We start from the raw sequence: 21,458 nt of genomic DNA on the forward strand, positions 1-21,458 counted from the left end.
TAACATAAGGAGGTATTAAAAAATAAAAATCAACATAAAAATTTAAAATAACAAATCAAAAACAAAGGAATAAAATGAAAAAACTATTTTTAATTTTAAGCATGTTAATGTGTATATGCTTTACTTTTGCTAATGCTGAAGTAAATTATACAACAGCACAACAAGATATAACAATAGAAAAAACTATAGATAACAATACAAGCACAAAAATAGCTCAAGAAGATTATACCAATACAATAATCATCACCATAGCTATCTTAATATATATCATCATAGCCGCAGTGCTTGTGTATTATGGATTAAAAGGCAAGGTAGTCATATATAGAAATACAATAGATCTTAGCTTGTGCGTTGGATTATTTGCTGTATTGCCTTTAGCCTTTATAATCTTTATGACATTATTTCTAATGCGAATAGAAAGAGATACTGCGCTAATGATTATGGGTGTCATTGCTTTTATATGGGCATGCGTTGTATTATATATAGCATACACAACACTAAGAGACAATCGTAACAATCCATTACTAATGATTTTAATACTACCTTTAAAAATAACATTAGGATTATGGTATGGACTTAGTATTTTTGCAGTTTTGAGAAAAAGCAATCTTAAAACCGTAGCAGAAAGAAGAGAAGAAAAACAAAATGCGTTAGCACGTTTTACTTTTTCAAGCGGACTAATTTATGCTCTAATGCGAGATAAACCTTTGAAAAAATAATACTCTAGCCTATTTTAATAAAATAGGCTAAAATTCAAACAAAACAACAAAGAAAGGTAAATAATGTTTTTTTCAAAATCAAGATACACAAGAGGCGCACAATGCGTTAAATCTCTTTGGTTAAATACTTACAACAAAGATGTTTTAAATTCATCTAACAAATCAACAAAAACTGACATAGGTAATAAAGTAGGCGAGCTAGCCTGTAATCTTTTTCCAAATGGAGTAAAGATAGAGTTTGAAGGTAGTTCTTTTGATGAAAAATGCGAACAAACTAGAAAACTATTAGAAAATAACCAAGAAGTGATTTACGAAGCTACTTTTTGCTACGATGGTATTTTGATCATGATAGATATTTTACAAAATACCAAAGACGGTTTGATCATAAATGAAGTAAAAAGCTCTACATCTTTAAAAGATGTTTATATAGATGATTGTGCTTTGCAGTATTATGTTTTATCAAATTTAAATTATAAAATCAAACAAGTTAACCTGATACATTTAAACAATGAATACTATAGAGGTGATTTTCTTGATATAAATCAACTTTTTAAGATCAATGATATCACAAAAGAAGTTTTATTAAATCAAAACCAAGTTAAAGAAAATTTAAAATACTTTGAAGAAATTTTAAGCAAAAAAGAAGAGCCAGATATAGACATAGGAACACATTGCTTTGATCCTTATGAGTGCGATGGATATGAGTATTGCTGGATTAAACAAAGAAATTTATGTGAAAAAGAAAATGTTTTTAATATACCAAAATTTAAAAAAAGTTTTGAATTTTATTATCAAAATACTTATAATTTTGAAGATTTAGATGATCTATCTATCTTTACCAAAAACCAACAAATTCAAATCAAAGCTTCACTTAATAAAGAAATCTATATAAACAAAGAAAACATCAAAAAATTTTTAGATACTCTAACCTATCCTATATATCATCTAGATTTTGAAACATTTATGCAAGCTATACCTGAATATAAAGGTATAAGACCTTATATGCAAATTCCTTTTCAATACTCTTTACATATAGACTATAAAGACAAGTTAGAACATAAAGAATTTTTAAGCGAATGCGGGATCGATCCAAGATATGAGTTTGCAAAAAATTTAATCAACGATATACCAAAAGATGTTTATGTGCTTTCTTATAATGCAAGTTTTGAAAAAGGTGTAATAAGGAATTTAGCACTTGCTTTTCCTGAATTTAGCGAACATTTGTTAAATATAGAAAAAAACATCAAAGATCTTATGATACCTTTTCAAAATAAAGATTTTTATCATTATAAAATGCAAGGGAGTTATTCTATAAAAAAAGTCTTACCAGCTCTAATTCCTGATATGGAACAAGCTTATAAAAATTTAAATTTAATCCATAATGGAAGCGAAGCTATGCAAAGTTTTGAAGCTATGCAAAATATGAGCGAAAACGAAAGAAAAGCTTACCGCCAAGCCTTACTAGAATACTGCAAACTTGATACTTTAGCCATGGTGAAAATTTTAAAACATTTAGAAGAGCTTGTAAAATAATAACTATATTAAAAGTTACTGCTTAGAGTTTTTATATCAATCTCTAAGCAAAACTTATCAAACTAGACAGCAGTAGTCTATAAAAATATATTATAATAAAACCATTATATCAATTAAAAAGGAAAATACTTGAAAACAACACTTTTAAAACTAGATAAGAATTTTACTGGTAAAAAAATAGCAGATTGTGGTGTTATAAAAAAGATAAAATGTATTATGTAAGTTTTTTAGAAGATTCAATTTTATTTAATATCGATGGAAATATACTAAAAAAAATCGCTGGCAAGATTTATCACTTAAATGATGATTTATATGGATTTTGTAACACAAAAACAAAATATGGCTTTATAGATAAACAAGGAAATTTAGTTATAGAAGCAAAGTATGATGTTATTAATGATTTTAACGAAGGTTTAGCTAGAGTTGAGCTTAATGAAGAATATGGCTTTATAGATAAACAAGGAAATTTGGTTATAGAAACAGAGTATGATGTTGTCTTGGATCTTATTAAGGGTGTTGGATATGATTACATAGGTTTTGAAGATGTAGATGAAAATTGTTGTTATAGTGAGATATTAAAATTTGATACGAATTTATTTTTACTTAAAAAAGGCGAAGAATTAAAACTAAAAAACCTAAATTAATTTAAAATGTTTGCGTGCTTGCTTATAATGCAAGCTTTGAAAAAAGGTGTTATAAGAAATTTAGCACTTGCTTTTCCTAAATTTTGCGAGCATTTGTTAAATATAGAAAAAACATCAAAGATCTTATGATACCTTTTTTAATAAAAATCATTATAAAATGCAAGGAAGTTTTATAAAAAAGTTTTACTAGCTTTAATCCCTGATATAAAGCAAGCTTATAAAAATTTAAATTTAATCCATAACAAAAGCGAAGCTATGCAAAATATAAGTGAAAATGAAAAAAGCTCTCCGTCAAGCCTTACTAGAATGCTGTAAATTTAACCATGATAAAAATTTTAAAAGCTTAATCCATAGCTTAAAGCTATGGATTAAAATTCGATTTTTAAAACCTCATACACATTTGCCTCATTTATATAAAAGACATCATAATAACATCCTGTGTATTTATTGTTTTTTAAAAACTGATTGATTATTTTTAGTTTTCTATCATCACTGAGCTTAAAACTTAAAATATGAATTTTAGCTTGTGGATTTAGCACTATCTCTTCATCTATGGTTTTTACTTCACAATGATAATTTTCACTTTCTTTTAAAGCTTCTATTATATTGTGATTATTAAAAACTTCATGATGGATAAATTCTCTACATAAGTTTTTATGAAAATCATTCCATTTTTCTAGTAAAATATCACGTATTTTCATTGTTTTTTACTCCGTTTAATTTTTCATTTAATTCTTTGATTTTTTCTTTATTTTTTTTAATAAAATCTCGTATTGTTTCTGCTGTAGATTTTTCATCAAAAACTATATAATCAGATAAAGTGTATCCATTAAATTTATCATCTTTCTTCTTTGCTTCTTCTTGAATTTTTTCTCTATCTTCTTTTGATATATCACCTATAAGTCTGATTCCAAAATTTTTCCAATTTTTAGAATTTGTGGTATCAAACCAAGCAAAAGCAAAATACACATCATTATTACTTACACTCTTTGGTTTGAGTATAAATTGAATATAGCTTGAGCCATTATCAATGCTAAAATCATTAAAATCTTTGCAAGTTTCTTCTAAAAACTTATTGATAATATAATCTCTTTCATACATTGATATTTTTGGCAATAATTTTGATTCTTTACTAATTAAATCTTGAAATAATAATTCAAATAATTCAAGTAATTTAGAGTCAAAATTTTTACTTTTTTCTTTTAAAAAGCTTATTATATCACTACCATTACCTATGACATTATTTATAGCATCTTTGTAAAATTCTATAGCTTGACTTAAACTGCATAAATTTTTAACCTTTTCTTGGGAACTTTCTAGCCAAGGTAAAATTTCATTCTTATAGGAAATTTGTCTATATAGCACTTTATCGTCGCCATCGTCGCCTTTTTTTAAGAATAATTCATTTTCAGTATTTTCTATCTTCCATTTACCTAAACTCTCATTGCTAGGTTGTCTATCCTTACTAAGAGTAAGATAAATCACAGCGATATTTTCGATATTTTCGATATCTTTATAAGAAACATTTTCTTCTTTATTTAATATCTCTATATACCTAGCAATTTGTTGATGTTGATCTTTCGCCCAAATTTTATTTTCTAGTATAATGTGTTTGGTGCCATTATGTATATAAATATCTATATTTTTATATTCTTTTAAGACTTTTACATCATCACTTTTTTCAAACCATTCTTTTAATCCTATCTTTTCTAAAAATAAATCTAAAAATAACCTTCCTTGTTCATGATTTTCACTAGGATCAAGTAAAGATTTTAAAATTCCACTATGCAAATTCACCTCATCATGAGCAGGCAAAACCTTTAATAAAGGATTGTAGTTTGATTTGTTTTTTTCCTTAAATTCCTTAAATTGTTCTAAAAAATTTTCCATATTTATTTCCTTTCCATATATAAACTAATAATTTTTATTTTAGCGTAATTTTCATCATCACAAAGCCAAAATTTCATGTGTTCTCCAACTCTATTTTTCTCTAAAGTTTTTAAAATTTTAATAGCGTGTTTTGCTAGATCATTTTTATGTAAAAATATCACAGCAAAATAACACATCAAATCATACTCTCTATCAACTATTTTCTCATCATAGCAAAAAAATCCTCCTTTATTTAAAATTTCACTTGCATACAATAAATCATCATCATCTAGTCTAAACACACCACTATCTCCATAAATAGACATGTATTTATCATAAATTCTTATCATTTCATTGAGATTATTTCCTCGCATATTTTTCCTTTACACTTTCAACTCTAGCAACCTTAAAATTTTCCAGCCTATATCCTTACTTATACATGCAATTTGTCTTTGAAAGAAAGGATTAAGGGTTATTTTTCCGTTGTATTCTAAGTAAAATTTATGTCCATTTTTACTAAGCTCATAAATTCCATTACCCAAATCATTTACATTTTCAAACTGCAAATCAAGCACAAATTCTCCATTTGTATCAATAAAACCCCATTGATTATCTATGCAAACTTGTGCTAAACCTTCTTTAAAATCAAACGCCTCATCAAAATGCTCTTTTATAACAATATTTGCATTTTTATCCACATAAATAAAACCATCACTTGTTAAAACTAATGCCAAACCACAGCTAAAACAAGACATATACTCATACTCATGCTCACAAAGTATCTCATCATTTTGATTGATCAAAAAATATCTATTGTCTTTTTTTACACTTGCTATGCCTTCGCTAAAGCTATTTGCCTCATCGTATTTTGCTTCTATGATGGTTTTTCCTTTTTTATTAATATATCCGTATTTACCATCTTTTTTTACTACAGCCAAACCTTCGCTAAAATTACTTACATCATCGTATTTTGCTTCTATGATGGTTTTTCCTTTTGTATTGATAAAACCCCATTTTCCTGCTACACAAAAGGCTGCTAAATTCTCACTAAAAAACCTAAGCTCATCATACATCACATCGATGATGATTTTGGCATTTTTATCTATAAAGCCATATTTGTTAGCTATTTTTACGCAAGCTAATCCACCAACAAATTCTCCAACTTCATCAAATTTAGCTTCACAAATTAACATCCCATTTTGATCCATGAAACCAAATTTAGAATTTTCTAAAAACAAAACAAGCTCATCATCAATAATCTTCATAAAATTAAAACTATTCTTACTAAGCTCATTTTTGTTTTTATCTACCAAAGTATATTTAGTCCCTACCCTGACTTTGATCATATCTTTGGCTATAAATTTCACATCCTTATACATAGGATCAAAAATGCAATTTAAATTTACATCAAACAAACCATACAAAAACCCATCAAACACTAGCAAATACTCATCATTTATCAAGCTAATATCATCAAATTTAGCCTCTAAAACAAGCTTTGCAAATTCATTTAAAACTCCGCATTTAACCTTGCCATTGATCTTTTGCTTGCATAAAAATAATTTTTCATTTAGTCTTTTTATACTTAAAAACTCAAAATCACTTAAAAAATTTCCATTCTGATCGATCAATGCAAACACATCGCCTTTTTTGATCTTAAAAAGCTTATCACTAAGTCTTATAATGCCATCATATTCAGTCTTTAAAATGATATTTGCTTGAGTATCTATGATGATATTTTCATTTCCTTGTCGCAAAAGTGCATAATCATTTACAAAACTACAAACATCATCATATATAAGATCCACCACCACTTTAGCCTTAGTATCTATAAAACCCCATTTGTCATTTATCATAACACCTGCTAAATTTTGACTAAAATTTAAAACCTCATCATATAAAAAATCACAAATTAATTCTCCACTGCTATTTATAAAGCTATACTTACCAGCTTTTTTTACTGCTGCAAAGCCATTTTGAAAATCTCTTACATGATCAAATTCATCATCAATAACAATCCTAACTTCTTTCATCACTTTCCTTTGTAAAATGAAATTATATTAGAATTTTATAGACTAAGATTGTCTATAATTTATGCTAGAATATCATTTTAAAAATATGGAGGAAAAAATGAAAAAGAAAAAAATACCAAGTCAGGTTCCGTTTAGTTTTGAAGATTCTCCCTTTGAAAGTAAAGAAGAGTATCTAGAATTTATCAAAAACATGCCTAAGATAGCTACTTTAGATAAGGCTTTGATAAAAAAATCAAGAGAGAAAAATTTAGCAAATAAAGCCATTTCTTACATACAAAGAAAAACTAATCTAAGCTACAACAATGCTAAAATTTTAAAAGATATCTTATCAAAAGAGTATTTTTGTAAGATAAGAAGCAAAAACAAAGTCCTTGCTAAATTTATAAAAAGATAAAGCCTTAGACTTTATCTTAACTGCTTTCAAACGATTTTGTTAATACTTCTAGCATTTGTTTTTTATGCTCTTTTGCTTTCTCAAAAGTCCAATTTAGCTGATTTTCTTCGATTAAAGCATAAATTAACCAAAGTTTTAAAGATATAACTGCTTTTTTATTATCCACATATCTTTTTTGGAAATCTCTATACTTACTTGGCACATCTTGGTTATTCAAAGATGAGTTGAAACTAGAGCTAATAAGAGCTAAATTTCCAAAATTATCTACTTCTCCCCATCCTTGTGCTTTACTCTGTGCTTGCACATGCTCTATGGAATTTAAGCTTCTAAAATAGAAATTGCTAGCAATTTTGCTAAAATTTTCCCAATCTATTTCTTTTAATTTTTCATTATCTTTTAATTTTTCATTATATTCTGTTTTTGAATACTTCCACAAATAATACTCCAAACGATAAAACCAATAATGTAAAGTTGCTGTTCCTTGATCTAATATGGATTTTTGTGTTTCTTGCTCTTTTATAAATTCATTTGAGCCAAAATCATCAGTTGTTTCCAAATTCTCTTCTGAATTTAGAATTTTATTAAAATCATTATTTTGCAGTTGCTCTTTAGCTAAAGCTGTATCTAAATTTTCAAGGAAAAGTATTAATTTCGAAATATCATCTCTACTATTTGTGGCAAACTTATCAAATTTGTCTATTCGATCTATCATATTATCATTACCTACTTCATATGAAATTTTCAATTCAATTTCATCATCCAAAAATTTCAAAAACGGAGTAAGCCAGTGATGATGATTATTAGACATACCACTTCTTGCTACGCGTAGATAGTTTTGCACCATAGCAAGTTCAGGCATGGCATTAGAATCTTCGCTGATTGAATATGTGTTGTTTTTATCTCTAGTTAATCTTCTAATCTTATAAGAATTTTCCATATCATCTTGACTTTTAATAACAAAATAATCAAATAAAATTCTATATTTTAAAAGATTTTCTATGAATTTTTTAGCTTTTTCTCTACTTTCTTTTTCTTCTATTTTTATAATTTCTAAAAGCTTATTTTTGTCTATGGTAAAATTTTTATCATTATTTTTATTTTGCTTTTCTTCTAAAAAAGTAAGCTTATAAACATGCAATAAAAAAGTAGGAAAATCTACTATGGATTTAAATTTACCTTGGTTTGCCTTGTCTTGATTTGGTTTGTCAAATGAATTTTCAGGTTCTATGATATTATTTATAGAACCTCCACTACTTTCATTTGACTTAGAAATCACTCTATCACTAGCTTTTTGAAAGATATAATTATCCATTTGAGAGCAAATATCCCATATATGAGCATAAAGAGTTCTTTTGCTTTCATCTTCATCATTAAATTTAGAAAGCAATCTTGCTTTTAAAATTTCATGTTTTTCTAGTTGTTTGCCGCGGTTATTCATACGGATAAAAAAGCGGTTCAAGTCAGTATTTTCGGCTAATTCTACAAAAACAAATTTTGCATTGCTATAAATAAAATTAGAAAACCCTTCAATATCATTATTTTTAATATTTTCTTCAAACCAATTTACTATAATTTCTAAAGCTTGTGGTATGTTTTGGCATATATCCTGTGGAAATTCTTTTAATTTTTGTAAAAAAATATCATTTTTTCTTCTCTCATTATCTTTATTATCTTTATTGCAAAATTTAGCAAATTCCTTTAAAACTTTTTCTTCTTTTTCTCTTATAGGCATAGAAATTCTAAGTTTATCACTTTGCATTATAAATTCTTTCCAATTTGGCTGATCGCTTGGATTTTTATAAGAAAGAAAAAATCCTATCAAAAACAAAGTTGTTAAGCGTTGTTGGCCATCTATGAGTAGGTATTTATCATCTTTTTTACTTACTACTACATTACCGATAAAGTATTCTTTATTCTTATTTTCATCAAATTTAGTTTTTATATCATTAAGTAAAGTTTGTATTTGCTCTTTATTCCACTCATATAGTCTTTGATAAGGTGGAATTTCAAAAAAGATACTTTGTTCTTTATTATCAATACTCCCAATACTTATAACACTTACTTGATTTTGATTATTTACTAAATTACTTTCCATTTGTATTCTCCTTAAACTATATGCTTTTGTATGTGTTGTTTTTCATAAATTTCTTTGGTTTTTTCTAAATACCATTCTTTCCCACCATTACGCTTCTTTTGCTTTGGATTTTGATTTTCTTCAATTTTTATTTTTCTTTCTTCTTCATTTTTTATAGCTATAAAATCAAGTAAATTTTGCTCTAATTCCTCTTCAAAAGATACAAAATACACTTTTTCTAAAAATTCTAAAGCATAATCTCTTTGAGTAGCCCTATAAATACTTGAGCTATAAACTCTTAAGCTAAAAGCAGCTCTTGCAAGCAAGGCTAAGAAATAATCACTATTACCATTTGGAAATTTAGAAAAATAAATCATCACAGCAATGGCATAAATGTATTTGTTATAAATAAATCCTGTGTAATATATTTCATCTAGCTCTTGGTATAAAGCATTATTTGATAATTTATCAAAAAACTCATTGTATTTAAACAAATACTCAAAAAAATCCACCCCATTAGCAAAACTACTTAAAATTCCTAAATCTTCCTTACTATAAAGGAATTTATCGCTAAAAAATTCTTTACAAAACTCTTCGTATGCTTTAATATCATTAGCATTAATGCTTTTGTGCTTTAACCATGCTCTAGCAGGTGCTAAAAGCTCATCAAATAAAATAGTGATTTTCCTTTCATCTTTTGCAAGATTTTCAAATTTCCTTGCATAATAACCTAGCATACTACCTTGATTTTTCTCTAAAGAATGCAAATGAAAAGCCTTTATAAGATCGTATGATTTTAAGCCTTTTCCTTTTGAATTTGCACTATCAAAAAACAAAAACGCATCATCTACATTTGGAGCTAAAACGCAGATAAATTCTATATTCTCTAAAAGAAAATCTAAAAACTTGCCTTTTTTATCACTATAACTTTCAAAATAAGCTTTTATATACTCGTAATTTTCTTTGATATGGTATTTTGACTCATTATGAGAGTAATTAACTTCGCCTAAAAAATTACCTATTTTATTACATTCTTGTTCATTTGATTTTTTTCGTATAAAACTCTTAAAATCAAAGCCAAGGTGGTAAGGCGTTGTTGGCCATCTACTATATTAAACTTTTTTTCTTTGTTTTCTTTGTTTTCTGTATGTAATATCAAACTTCCTAAAAGATATTTTTGGTTTTTAATATCTTGTTTATTTTGATCTTTATCTATTTGTTCGCTTATATCTTTTAAAAGAATTTTAACTTGCTCTATATCCCAAGCATAAGGGCGTTGATAATCAGGTATGTTTAAATAAAAAGCTTTATCAAAAATACTGCTATCATTAATTTTATTTCCACACACCAACTCATTCAAACTCACAACACAAGATTTTACTTCTGTATTTTTACCACTCATTTATAGCCTTTCTAAATTTTAAGCTTATTATATCACAAACTATCTATCATTTCCAAAGCTTCCAAAGCTTTCATCTTAAGCCCTATGCCATTTCTAAAAAACTTTGGAAAATCACACTCATTTGGATTGATCCTTAAAAGTGTTCTAGCTTTGCTTTTTTTACAAAAATCCTCGCCAAACATACGCATACTAGGCACAGCTTTACCAGCTCCAAGCTCTATAAGCAAGATGTTTTTATCCTCTAAGGGTTTAAGCCAGTTTTTATAACTTTGCTTTTGTAAAAAATAACGACTATCATTAAAACTACCATCATTAAACATCAAGATATTTGGCCTTGCCAAGCCTTGACATCTAGGACATTTTGGCAAAGATAAAGCTTTGAAATTTTCCATATCTATATCTAATTCCTCTTGCATTTGCCAGATCAAATCACCGCATGCATAATTAAAACATTGCAAGTAATTTATATTTCCATGAAATTCATAAATTTTATTCTCATCAAAACCAGCTTTTTTAAAATGCCCATCTACATTAGTCGTAACAACATAATAATCTTGTTTGCTTTTTGCAAGTTTTAAAAGTATTTCATAACCTTTATGTGGCATAGTATCTTTATACAACTTAAATCTATGCCCATAAAATGCCCAAGCAAGCTGTGCGTTTGTATAAAAATTTGTAGGATTAGCCATGCGTTCAAAGTCTATGCCTAGTTTTTGCAAATGCGGATAAGCTCTCCAAAAACCTTCTTTTCCTCTAAAATCAGGCAAACCACTATCTACTCCCATGCCAGCTCCAGCTGTGATGATGATTACCTCTGCTTTGTCTAAAGCTTCTTTTATATAAGTTTGTATTTGCATTTTTTACCTTTAAAAATTTTCATAATCAAATTTCCTAGCCTCATGTAGTTCTTTAGCTACTTCAAGGCTCATTTCCCAAAAAACTGCATTCATAGATTTTGGCATGCAATTTTCATCTTCGTATTTTTTGTTTATAGCCTTATAAACCTCATCATTTTCCTCACAATCAACAGCAAGACTACCTAAATAAGGATACGACAAATACCCCACCGGAGCCGTATCAAATACCATAGTTAGTTTTGTTTTTGGAAAATTTTCTTTCATAAAAGCTAAAAATTCATCTCTAGCTTTATAATCTGTCTTGTCTTTATCAAACAAATCACTATGTTTTGTTTTATTGACATGAAAATCATTGTTTGGAGTGTTAAAACACATCCAAAAAGATTTTTTACCTTTTTGGATGGTATAATCTTGAATAGTTTCAACCGCTAAAGCCATTTTTCATCCTTTTTATATTGTATTGATATAATTATACTATATAAAATGGACTTTTAGTGTCTATATTTTAACCTTTACATTTTTGAGCTATCACATCCATAGCTTCTTGCGAGAGAACAAAATTTGTATGATAAAGCAAGCAACTACCCATATCAAGTACTTTTAGCACAAGCTTTTTGTTATTAGTATCTTTTGGGTTATGCCTTGTATTAGCTAGATCATAAATTTCATACACCATATCTTTGCTAAGCTTGTTAATATCAAGTTCTATAATATTTTCTTCAAATTTCATAGGCTCTTGGGTAAATTCTTCTTTGTTTTCTTTTTTTGCAAAGCTTTTTTTCTTACTAAAAGATTTTAGCTCATTTTCCTTTGCTTCTTCTAGGGTGTAAATTTCATTTAAACTAAAGCTTAAGTCATTGTCATTGTTTTTATATCTTAGTAAAAAGGCAAAGGCTTCATCCTTGCTTTCTTTAAAAAGAGCTTCAACTTTTTCTACTTGGGCTTCAAAGATAATCATATCAAAAGTAGAATAAAAGTCTAAAACCACAGCCTTAGCATATCTTTTACCACTTTTACTCATCATCGATTTAAAATCTTCAATCTTTCCTACAACCAAAAGCTCGCCTTCGCCTTTGAGTGTTTCAAAGTCCATACTTTTAAAATACTCTATGCCTTCTATTTGACTTGCAAATTTATCTAAAGGGTGGCCTGATACATAAATTCCTAAGATTTCTTTTTCATAGCCTAGTTTTTCCATTAGTTCAAATTCTATTTTACTATCATGAAGCCCTACTTTGATATCTGCAGCTATTTCTTCTTCTCCAAAAAGTGAAGCAGTGGAGTTTCTTTTAACTTCAGCGATTTTTCTACTTGTTTCTGAAATAAGCTCAAGATTATCCACTAAACATTTTCTAGTATAGCCAAACTCATCAAAAGCGCCTGATTTAGCTAAATTTTCTATGGTTTTTTTGTTAATCTTAGTAGGATCAATCGAACTTATAAAATCATCAAAATCACTAAAGCCCTCTTCCTTGCGAATAGCCATAATATTTTCTATCGCAGGAATTCCTACACTTTTAATCGCTCCAAGCCCATAAATAATAGCTTCAGAACCATCTTCAAGCTTAGTTGCACTAAATTCTCTTTGGGCTTTGTTAATGCTTGGTGGCAAAAGCTTGATGTTCATTCTTTTCATTTCTTCAATGTATTTTGCAACCTTATCTACATTGCTTTCTTCACTTGTTAAAAGCGCAGCCATAAACTCACTTGGATAATAAGTCTTTAAATACGCTGTTTGAAAGGTTATAAGTGCGTAAGCAGCTGAGTGAGATTTGTTAAAACCATACTCAGCAAATTTCAAAATAAGCTCAAACAAATCATCAGCCTTTTTCTCATCATAACCTTGCTTTTTAGCTCCTTCTAAATACTCTGCTTTAAGATTATCCAAAATTTCTCTTTTTTTCTTACCCATAGCACGGCGCACATTATCAGCCCCGCCCAAAGAAAAACCACCAATTTTTTGCACTATTTGCATAACTTGTTCTTGATAAACTATAACCCCATAAGTGTTTTCAAGTATAGGTTTTAAATCTTCAAATGCATAAGTAGCAGCTTTTCTACCATGCTTGATATCGATAAAATCATCCACCATTCCACTATCAAGTGGCCCTGGTCTATATAAAGCTAAAACCGCGATTAAATCCTCAAATCTTTCAGGCTTTAACCTAGCATTTAAACTTTGCATACCACCTGATTCTATTTGGAAAATGCCCAAGGTATTTCCACTTTGTATGGTTTTATAAACCTTAGGATCATTCATATCAATCTTTTCCCAAATTACATCTTTACCATAACGCTTTTTCACTAGCTTAATCGCATTATCAATCACCGTAAGGGTTTTTAAACCCAAGAAGTCAAATTTGATTAAATCCACATCTTCAAGATATTCTTTAGAATACTGCGTAACTAAATGACGTTCATCGTTTTTGCTTTGTCTAAAAAGTGGAGCTTTATTCCACAAAGCTTCATTAGATATCACAACTCCGGCTGCATGCATACCTGCATTTCTATTTAAACCCTCTAGCGCCTTAGCAAAGTCCCAAACTTGACGTCCTTTTGGATGAGAATTTACAAATTCAGCTATTTTTGGTTCTTGCTCATAGGATTTTTCTAAAGTGATTTTTAGCTCTTCAGGAACTAATTTTGCCAAAGCATCTGCATCAGGTATACTCATATCACAAACCCTAGCCACATCACGGATTACTCCCTTTGCTAAAAGCTTACCAAAGGTAATGACTTGTGCAACCTTTTCAGCTCCGTATTTATCAATAACATAATCAATCACTTCCCCTCTTCTATCTTGACAAAAATCCACGTCAATATCGGGCATTGATACACGCTCAGGATTTAAAAATCTCTCAAAAAGAAGATTATAAGGTATAGGATCTAAATCTGTAATTTTCAAACAATACGAAACCAAACTCCCTGCAGCACTCCCACGCCCTGGGCCAACTGGTATATCTTTTTCCTTAGCTGCGGCGATAAAATCATGAACGATTAACATATAACCTGAAAATTTCATATTTTTAATAATACTAATTTCTAAATCAAGCCTATCTTTATACTCTTGATGCTTACTCTCATTGATAAATTGAAGTCTTTCTTCTAAGCCTTTTTTACAAAGATACTCAAAAACTATATCATCATTATCAAAGCTAAATTCTTGATCTTCTTGGCTTAAACTTAAGCCGTATTTTTTCGCATATTCACGGGTAAATTTAAAATTTGGTGGGGTAGGATCGCCTAGTTTTAATTCTAAATTACATTTATTAGCTATTTCTTGAGTATTTTCAATGGCTTCAGGAATATCAGCAAAAAGCTCACTCATTTGCTCTGGTGTTTTTACATAAAACTCATGCACTTCATGTCTTAAACGCCCTGGATCATCAAGCTTAACCCCCATAGCTATACACATAAATACTTCATGTGCAGCTGCTCTTTCTTTAAAAGTATAGTGCGTATCATTCGTTGCGATGATTTTTATATCAAGCTCTTTAGCAAGTTTGATGATAGAATCATCGATAAATTTTTGATCATCAATACCATGACGCATAATCTCAAGGTAAAAATCATCTCCAAAAACCTTTTTATACCAAAGCGCAGCTTCTTTTGCACCTTCATAACCTTTTGCACCAAATTTTAAATTTCTTTCATTTTTGGTATTTAAATGCCAATTAACCTCACCTTGCAAACACGCAGACGAGCAAATCAAACCCTCACTATGTGCTTCTAATAGCTTTTTGTTAATCCTTGGGTAATAATACAAACCATGTATATAGCTTTGCGAGCTTAAATACATCAAATTTTTATAGCCAATTTCATTTTTAGCAAACAAACAAATATGAAAACGCTGTCTTGAGCTTTTATCGCTTAAATCATCATGATTATGCAAATACGCTTCAAGCCCTATGATAGGTTTAATCCCCTCAGCCCTCATCGTTTTATAAAAATCAATAGCCCCAAACATATTTCCATGATCAGTCATAGCAACACTTGTTGCACCTTGTGCTTTTAGCGTTTTAGCAAGCTCTTTGAGTTTATTTGCTCCATCAAGTAAAGAATATTCTGTGTGTAAATGTAAATGTGTAAATTGGCTCATATTTTCCCTTGTATTTTTTTATTATTATAAAAAAAAACCTTAAATTTAAAACTTACAAGCATAAAAAATGTATAATAGCTTACTTTCAAAAAAGGAGTAAAAAATGGAAGTAAAAATTTATTATTGTAATCTTTGAAATTACAAACCACAAGCTGCAAGGGTTGCAGAAGAAATACAAAACGAATTCAAAGATGCGCAAATTTCTACCATAGAAAAAGGTGGTGGTCATTTTATAGTAGAAGTAGATGGTAAAATCATTTACTCTAAAAAAGACTTGTTTAACTGCGAAGTAGATAGATTTCCTCATGAGGGTGAAATCACTAAGCTTATGAAACAAATGTAAGCTAAACCCTCATTAGCGAGGGTTTATTTTGTCAAAGGAACAAGCATACATTCATAAAGTTTTTGATAAATTTCTTCTGAGCATAAATGTTTAGCAAGCTCTAAACCAAACAAAACAGCCGTAGCAGGCCCAGCTGCTGTGATGACATTTTCATTTACCACAACTGCTTTATTTACTCTTACACCTTCAATACCTACTTCACAACCAGGATAGCAAGAAAACTCCCCATTTATCACCCCTGCTTTAGCTAACACCATAGGTGAAGCACAAATAGCTGCTACGATTTTTTTCTTAGCATGTAAATCTTGTATGATTTTTATGATAGCTTGATTATTTTTTAAATTCATCATACCTTCAAATCCACCTGCTAAAGCAATTGCATCTAAATTTTCTTGATCAACACTAGATAAACTCACATCAGCCCTTATGTTAATTCCATTAGCTCCTTGCACTAAAAGCTCATCATCAAGCGAAGCAATAATTACTTCTAAATTCCCACTAGCCTCCCCTGCTCTTTTTAAAACATCAGCTATACCTATAAATTCAGCTTCTTCAAAACCTTTTGCCAAAGGCACTAAAACTTTTTTCATTTTTCCTCCTTTTAGTCAATAAATCTTTTATTTAATTCATGAAAATACTCTATGCGTCTATCGCGTAAAAACGGCCACCATCTACGCACATTTTCACATCTTTGCATATCAATTTCAATGATTTTACAAAGCTCTTGTTTATCATCAGCTCTAAAAAGCTCTTCACCTTGAGCCCCAAAGACAAAAGAATTCCCCCAAAATCTTATGCCTTCTTCCACACCGCTTTCATCTTTTTCAAAACCCACTCTATTAATAGCTACTACAGGCAAGCCATTAGCTATAGCATGACCTCTTTGCACACCTATCCAAGCTTCAAGTTGTCTTTGTTTTTCTTCTTTTTCATCCTTATCAAACCAACCTATAGCAGTAGGATAAATCAAAATTTGAGCTCCTTTTAAAGCCATTAACCTAGCAGCTTCAGGATACCATTGATCCCAGCATATTAAAACTCCAAGCTTTCCAACGCTTGTTTGTATAGGTTCAAAACCCAAATCACCTGGAGTAAAATAAAATTTTTCATAAAAACAAGGATCATCAGGTATGTGCATTTTACGGTATTTACCTGCTATGGAACCATCTTTTTCAAATACCACGCTAGTATTATGATAAAGTCCTGCGCTTCTTTTTTCAAATAAAGAAGTTACCAAAACAACTTTATTTTCCCTAGCTACATTAGACCAAAACTTAACATCTTCTTCATAGTCATTAGCTAAATCAAAAAAGTTTGTATTTTCACTTTGGCAAAAATACTGCGTTTGATGAAGCTCTTGCAAGCATACAAGTTCAGCATTTTCCTTTGCTGCTTGTTTAATAAGTTCGCATGTTTTTTCTATAGTTTTTTCTTTATTTTGTTTAAATTCTTGCTGAATGAGCGCTAATTTCATTTTTACTCCTTTCTTCTTCTGAATCATCATAAGGGTCTAAGTGTATATGGATATTCCAAAAATCATCTTTAAAATGCTCCCTTATACTATCTTCAATCTCATCACCGATTTTATGAGCTTTTAAAAGTGATATTGTAGGTTCAAAAACTAAATGCACACTAACATAAAGTATATCAGGGCTTTTTCTAGTTTTTAAATGATGAAAGCTTTTGACCTCTTTATTTGCACTTATAATTTGCTTAATCACTTCAACTTGCTCTTTATCAATTGCCACATCTAATAAAATTTTAGAACTTTCTTTTATAATTTTAAAAGCTGAAAAAATCGTATATAAACTTATAGCTATGCCAAATAAACCATCAATAAAATGATAATTTGTAAAAGCTATAATCACAAGTGCTAAAAGCGTTAGAGCATTAGTTAAAAAGTCTATTTTATAGTGCAAGCTATCAGCTTTTATAATCAAGCTTTTTGTTTTTTTGGCAACATAATTTAAAAAAACCACCAAACACAAAGTCACAAGCATAGCAAAAGCCATGACATAAATTCCAAGATCAAGTTTTTCTACACTTTCTTGATTGTGAATTTTTAAAACACTCTCATAAAAAATATAAACCCCAATCCCGCTAATCACAAGACCTTCAAAAAGCCCCATTAATGCTTCAATTTTACTAAGGCCAAAATTATATTCTTTACTAGATCCTTGAGAGCTTTTTTTCAAAGCTAAAAAATTTAAACCCGAAATCACACAATCAAGTAAAGAATCAATCGCACTAGAAAGCACCGCAACAGAACCTGAAGCTAAACCTACTATAAATTTAACAATAGCTAAAAAAATAGCACATACACTTGCGATGATGGTTGCGCTTTTTTGCAAATTCATCTTTGACCTTCATAGCGGTTTTGACAAGAACAATGCAAAGAACCATTTTGTCTTAAAAATACTCTTGCATCAACCCCTACTACTTTTCTGTCTTTGCATGTTTTTTGTAAATTTTCTAATACCAAAGCATCGTTTTCATCATTATAAGTTGGCACTATCAAGCCACCATTAACAAAAACAAAATTTGCATAAGTAGCACCAAGTCTTTTACCTTCAAAATACAAAGGCTTAGGTAAAGGAAGCTCTAATAAATCAAATCCTGTTTTTTTAAGCTCCTCTTCCATAGCTTTTAAGGGCTTATAATGCTCATCATTTTCATCTTTACATACACAATAAGCAATGGTTTTTTCATTGATAAATCTTGCTAGAGTATCTATATGATGATCAGTATCATCACCTTTTATATAACCATGATTTAACCATATAATTTGTTTTAAGCCAAAAATTTCTTTTAACTTGGCTTCAATTTGCTCTTTATTTAAATGTGAGTTTCTATTTTCATTTAACAAACAAGCACTCGTTGTAAGCATTACTCCTTGCCCATTAAAATCAATACTCCCACCTTCTAAGATAAGATCAATTTTTTCTAATTTTCCAGATAATTTTTGTGCAAAAAGTTTTGAATTTACTGCATTATCTAAAGTGCTTTGAAATTTATCACCCCAAGCATTAAAAGTAAAATCAAGCCCTATAATTTTATCATCTTCACACACATCAATTGCACCAAAATCTCTAATCCAAGTATCATTAGTATCACACTTAAAAAAATCAACGTTTTTTATATGCTTAAATCTTTGAAAATCTTTTTCACTTGGCGCTATAAGTAAAACTTTTTGAAAATTTGTCACAGCTTTAACAAATTCTTCATAGCTTTGCAAAATCTCTTCTAAATAAGGCTTCCAATCGCTATTTTCATGAGGCAAGGAAAGTAAAAGTAGCTCTTGTTTTTGCCATTCTGCTATGCTTTTTCTCATTAATATCTTTTAACTCCTTTTTTTAAATATTGTATAAAAAAGTAACATTAATTACATATTATATAAAAATACAAATCATACTATTTTTATCTTTAAAAACTGCATAGTAGTATTTTAAAGCTATTTTTACAATAAAAACATTTAATATTTTTTTAAATTTCAAGTTATAAGATGAAAATAAGACAAGTTCAAGGAGGGAAAAATGAATAAAATTGTATGTTCTGTCTTATCTTTATCTTTTTTAATAAGTTCTGCTTTTGCTATTGATCAAGCAAAACTTCAAGCAAAAAAGCAAACAGGTATCCATTTGCAAAGCGCACAATGGAAAGTTCCTAATACTATAGAAGATGGTATTATCATTGAAGATAAACTTCCAAATTCGCCTTATATTCAAGCAGTTGTTTTGGGTAATAAAATTTTAAATTACACCACAAACTATATAGGACCTCAGGCAAAAGATCCTAAAAACCGCTATGCAGGTAATAATCTTTCTTGCTCAAGTTGTCATGCTAATGCTGGAACTATAAAAAATCAATCAGGTTTTGTAGGAATTTACGCACGCTTTCCACAATATAATGCAAGAGCAGATAAAATAATCACTTTAGAAGATAGGATTAATGGCTGTATGGAAAGATCTATGAATGGTAAAAAACTTCCAAACAACTCCCCGCAAATGAAAGCTATGCTTGCTTATATGCACTATATTTCTCAGGGTATAGAAGTAGGAGCAAAAACACAAGGACAAGGATTACCTAAAATAGCCTTTTTAAAAAGAGCTGCTGATCCTAAAAAAGGCAAAGAAGTTTATCAAGATAGATGTATGATTTGTCATGGAGAAAATGGAGAAGGGATAAAAAGTGATGATCCTAGCATGAGTTATTATATTTATCCTGCTTTATGGGGAAATGATAGCTACAATACAGGAGCTGGTATGTATAGACTTATCAAAGCTACAAGTTATATCAAAGCAAATATGCCAAAAGGCGATACGACTTTGAGTTTAGAGCAAGCTTATGATGTAGCAGCTTATATAAATTCTCAACCAAGACCTATTAAAAAGAATAGAGATGAGGATTTTCCAGATAGAGATATCAAACCTGCAGATATGGACGTAAAGCCTTATGCTAAACATGATAAATTTAGTATAGAGCAACATCGCTATGGTCCTTTTGAACCTTTATATATCAATACAAAATAATTTTTAAGAATAGCTAATTCTAGCTATTCTTTTTTTAAAACCCAAGCAAAATACCATATTGCAAAAGATAAAAGCAAAATCATAAAAAGCTTTTTATCATACACTCCAAATCCTATATAAAGCACAGAATACATAAAACCAAAACTTCCTGCATAAATGCAAATTCTACTCATTAAACCATTTTCCACTGCTTTAAAACATGGGCATTTGTGAAAAAATTTCTTTTTTGCTTCTTTGGGTTTAAAAAAACTCAAAACCGCACTTAAAATCAGCAAAAAACTTAAAAAATATAAAACCTTATCCATTAGTGAAAATACCTTAACCAAGCAGGAATTGCACTTTGCTCTTCTTTTAAAGTGCTTTCCTCTCCATGCCCTGGAAGCAATCTAAAATCTTTTTCATAAGCTAAAACTTTTAATAAACTCTCTTTCATCTTAGTTGCATCTGAGTAAGGAAAGTCCCATCTACCAATACTACGGTAAAATAAAAAATCTCCACTAAAAAGCACATCTTCACCCACAAGTTCTATCATACAACACCCTGGAGTATGCCCTGGGAAATGATGAAATTTAAACTTAAACTCATCTATACTAAATTCATTTTCATTTTCTATTAACACATCAGCATTTGAATGCTCAAAACCATAATTAAAAGGATCTTTTAACATAAAAGCATCATCTTTATGAATAAAAAGTGGAATTTCATAAACCTTTTTAATCTTAGCATTGCCATAAACATGATCATAATGACCATGAGTATTTAAAATAGCTAAAGGTTTGCTTGCGTTTTCTTTGATAAACTCATAAGCATTTTCGCCTGGGTCGATGATGATTTGCTTGTTATTATGATCTATAATATAACAATTTGTTTCATACATTCCGCATGGTTGTTTTAAAATACGCATATAAACTTCCTTTTAACTAAATCAAATATAATTTTAAAAAATTAATATTTAAAGATTT

At 29.3% G+C, this 21,458-nt stretch carries 20 protein-coding genes and 1 pseudogene; 6 read left to right on the plus strand and 15 right to left on the minus strand.

Features of this window, described 5'->3' with window-relative positions:
* The first annotated feature begins 74 nt into the window (after window positions 1-74).
* From L8W68_RS00005 to L8W68_RS00015, 3 genes are all read left to right on the plus strand, one after another.
* The gene (locus tag L8W68_RS00005; protein ID WP_263674509.1) at window positions 75-719 is read left to right on the plus strand and encodes a hypothetical protein; all 645 of its coding nucleotides are present in this window, start codon (window positions 75-77) and stop codon (window positions 717-719) included.
* A 63-nt stretch (window positions 720-782) separates the two neighbouring features.
* A complete protein-coding gene (locus tag L8W68_RS00010; RefSeq protein ID WP_263674510.1) occupies window positions 783-2,252 on the plus strand; it encodes a DUF2779 domain-containing protein in 1,470 nt (489 codons plus the stop codon).
* Window positions 2,253-2,461: 209 nt separating this feature from the next.
* A complete protein-coding gene (locus tag L8W68_RS00015; protein WP_263674511.1) occupies window positions 2,462-2,896 on the plus strand; it encodes a WG repeat-containing protein in 435 nt (144 codons plus the stop codon).
* 368 nt (window positions 2,897-3,264) lie between these two features.
* Here L8W68_RS00015 and L8W68_RS00020 read toward each other — a convergent pair whose 3' ends face one another.
* Genes L8W68_RS00020 through L8W68_RS00035 form a run of 4 tightly spaced genes read right to left on the minus strand, consistent with a single transcriptional unit; the run spans window position 3,265 to window position 6,798 of the window.
* Entirely contained in the window at window positions 3,265-3,597 is a 333-nt protein-coding gene (locus tag L8W68_RS00020; RefSeq protein WP_263674512.1) for a hypothetical protein, read from the minus strand.
* On the minus strand, window positions 3,584-4,786 hold the full coding sequence (locus L8W68_RS00025; protein WP_263674513.1) for a PD-(D/E)XK nuclease family protein: 1,203 nt from the start codon (window positions 4,784-4,786) through the stop codon (window positions 3,584-3,586). The genes L8W68_RS00020 and L8W68_RS00025 overlap by 14 nt, the downstream gene beginning before the upstream one ends.
* Before the next feature lie 2 nt (window positions 4,787-4,788).
* The gene (locus L8W68_RS00030) at window positions 4,789-5,139 is read right to left on the minus strand and encodes a hypothetical protein (RefSeq protein ID WP_263674514.1); all 351 of its coding nucleotides are present in this window, start codon (window positions 5,137-5,139) and stop codon (window positions 4,789-4,791) included.
* 9 nt (window positions 5,140-5,148) lie between these two features.
* Window positions 5,149-6,798 (minus strand): WG repeat-containing protein, encoded by a 1,650-nt coding sequence (locus L8W68_RS00035; RefSeq protein WP_263674515.1) that lies wholly within the window; start codon window positions 6,796-6,798, stop codon window positions 5,149-5,151.
* A 97-nt stretch (window positions 6,799-6,895) separates the two neighbouring features.
* Here L8W68_RS00035 and L8W68_RS00040 point away from each other — a divergent pair, with 97 nt between their 5' ends.
* The gene (locus L8W68_RS00040; RefSeq protein WP_263674516.1) at window positions 6,896-7,192 is read left to right on the plus strand and encodes a hypothetical protein; all 297 of its coding nucleotides are present in this window, start codon (window positions 6,896-6,898) and stop codon (window positions 7,190-7,192) included.
* 16 nt (window positions 7,193-7,208) lie between these two features.
* Here the strand turns inward: L8W68_RS00040 and L8W68_RS00045 are convergent, their stop codons facing one another.
* The 5 genes and pseudogenes from L8W68_RS00045 to dnaE all read right to left on the minus strand — a co-directional run bounded on the left by L8W68_RS00045 (window position 7,209) and on the right by dnaE (window position 15,624).
* Window positions 7,209-9,287: a DUF262 domain-containing protein gene (locus tag L8W68_RS00045; RefSeq protein ID WP_263674517.1), complete on the minus strand. Its 2,079-nt coding sequence runs from the start codon at window positions 9,285-9,287 to the stop codon at window positions 7,209-7,211.
* Between the two features lie 11 nt (window positions 9,288-9,298).
* Window positions 9,299-10,668: pseudogene (locus tag L8W68_RS00050) on the minus strand (DUF262 domain-containing protein).
* Window positions 10,669-10,700: 32 nt separating this feature from the next.
* Window positions 10,701-11,525, minus strand: coding sequence for an SIR2 family NAD-dependent protein deacylase (locus tag L8W68_RS00055; RefSeq protein ID WP_263674518.1), 825 nt, complete (start codon window positions 11,523-11,525; stop codon window positions 10,701-10,703).
* 9 nt (window positions 11,526-11,534) lie between these two features.
* Window positions 11,535-11,963, minus strand: a complete 429-nt coding sequence (locus L8W68_RS00060; protein WP_214119085.1) for a hypothetical protein — start codon at window positions 11,961-11,963, stop codon at window positions 11,535-11,537.
* 67 nt (window positions 11,964-12,030) lie between these two features.
* Entirely contained in the window at window positions 12,031-15,624 is a 3,594-nt protein-coding gene (dnaE, locus tag L8W68_RS00065) for a DNA polymerase III subunit alpha (protein ID WP_263674519.1), read from the minus strand.
* A 103-nt stretch (window positions 15,625-15,727) separates the two neighbouring features.
* On the opposite strand from dnaE, the gene L8W68_RS00070 reads away from it, so the two are divergent.
* On the plus strand, window positions 15,728-15,967 hold the full coding sequence (locus L8W68_RS00070; protein WP_257396702.1) for a SelT/SelW/SelH family (seleno)protein: 240 nt from the start codon (window positions 15,728-15,730) through the stop codon (window positions 15,965-15,967).
* A 23-nt stretch (window positions 15,968-15,990) separates the two neighbouring features.
* On the opposite strand, the gene L8W68_RS00075 is transcribed toward L8W68_RS00070, so the two are convergent.
* Genes L8W68_RS00075 through L8W68_RS00090 form a run of 4 tightly spaced genes read right to left on the minus strand, consistent with a single transcriptional unit; the run spans window position 15,991 to window position 19,298 of the window.
* A complete protein-coding gene (locus L8W68_RS00075; protein WP_263674520.1) occupies window positions 15,991-16,557 on the minus strand; it encodes a DJ-1 family glyoxalase III in 567 nt (188 codons plus the stop codon).
* 11 nt (window positions 16,558-16,568) lie between these two features.
* Complete coding sequence (locus L8W68_RS00080) at window positions 16,569-17,441, minus strand: N-carbamoylputrescine amidohydrolase (protein WP_263674521.1); 873 nt, start codon at window positions 17,439-17,441, stop codon at window positions 16,569-16,571.
* Window positions 17,410-18,324 carry a cation diffusion facilitator family transporter gene (locus tag L8W68_RS00085; protein WP_263674522.1) on the minus strand — a complete coding sequence of 305 codons (915 nt, stop codon included), beginning with the start codon at window positions 18,322-18,324 and terminating at the stop codon, window positions 17,410-17,412. Before L8W68_RS00085 ends, L8W68_RS00080 begins: the two co-directional genes overlap by 32 nt.
* Window positions 18,321-19,298 carry an agmatine deiminase family protein gene (locus L8W68_RS00090; RefSeq protein WP_263674523.1) on the minus strand — a complete coding sequence of 326 codons (978 nt, stop codon included), beginning with the start codon at window positions 19,296-19,298 and terminating at the stop codon, window positions 18,321-18,323. Before L8W68_RS00090 ends, L8W68_RS00085 begins: the two co-directional genes overlap by 4 nt.
* 202 nt (window positions 19,299-19,500) lie before the next feature.
* Between L8W68_RS00090 and L8W68_RS00095 the strand changes: the two genes are divergently transcribed.
* On the plus strand, window positions 19,501-20,496 hold the full coding sequence (locus tag L8W68_RS00095) for a c-type cytochrome (protein ID WP_263674524.1): 996 nt from the start codon (window positions 19,501-19,503) through the stop codon (window positions 20,494-20,496).
* Window positions 20,497-20,519: 23 nt separating this feature from the next.
* Here L8W68_RS00095 and L8W68_RS00100 read toward each other — a convergent pair whose 3' ends face one another.
* Together L8W68_RS00100 and L8W68_RS00105 are read right to left on the minus strand one after the other, a co-directional pair.
* Complete coding sequence (locus L8W68_RS00100) at window positions 20,520-20,801, minus strand: hypothetical protein (RefSeq protein WP_263673569.1); 282 nt, start codon at window positions 20,799-20,801, stop codon at window positions 20,520-20,522.
* Complete coding sequence (locus L8W68_RS00105; RefSeq protein ID WP_263674525.1) at window positions 20,801-21,400, minus strand: MBL fold metallo-hydrolase; 600 nt, start codon at window positions 21,398-21,400, stop codon at window positions 20,801-20,803. Before L8W68_RS00105 ends, L8W68_RS00100 begins: the two co-directional genes overlap by 1 nt.
* Window positions 21,401-21,458: the final 58 nt, after the last annotated feature.

Source organism: Campylobacter sp. FU_497, from assembly GCF_025772425.1.
In the GTDB taxonomy this organism is placed as follows: domain Bacteria; phylum Campylobacterota; class Campylobacteria; order Campylobacterales; family Campylobacteraceae; genus Campylobacter_D; species Campylobacter_D lari_C.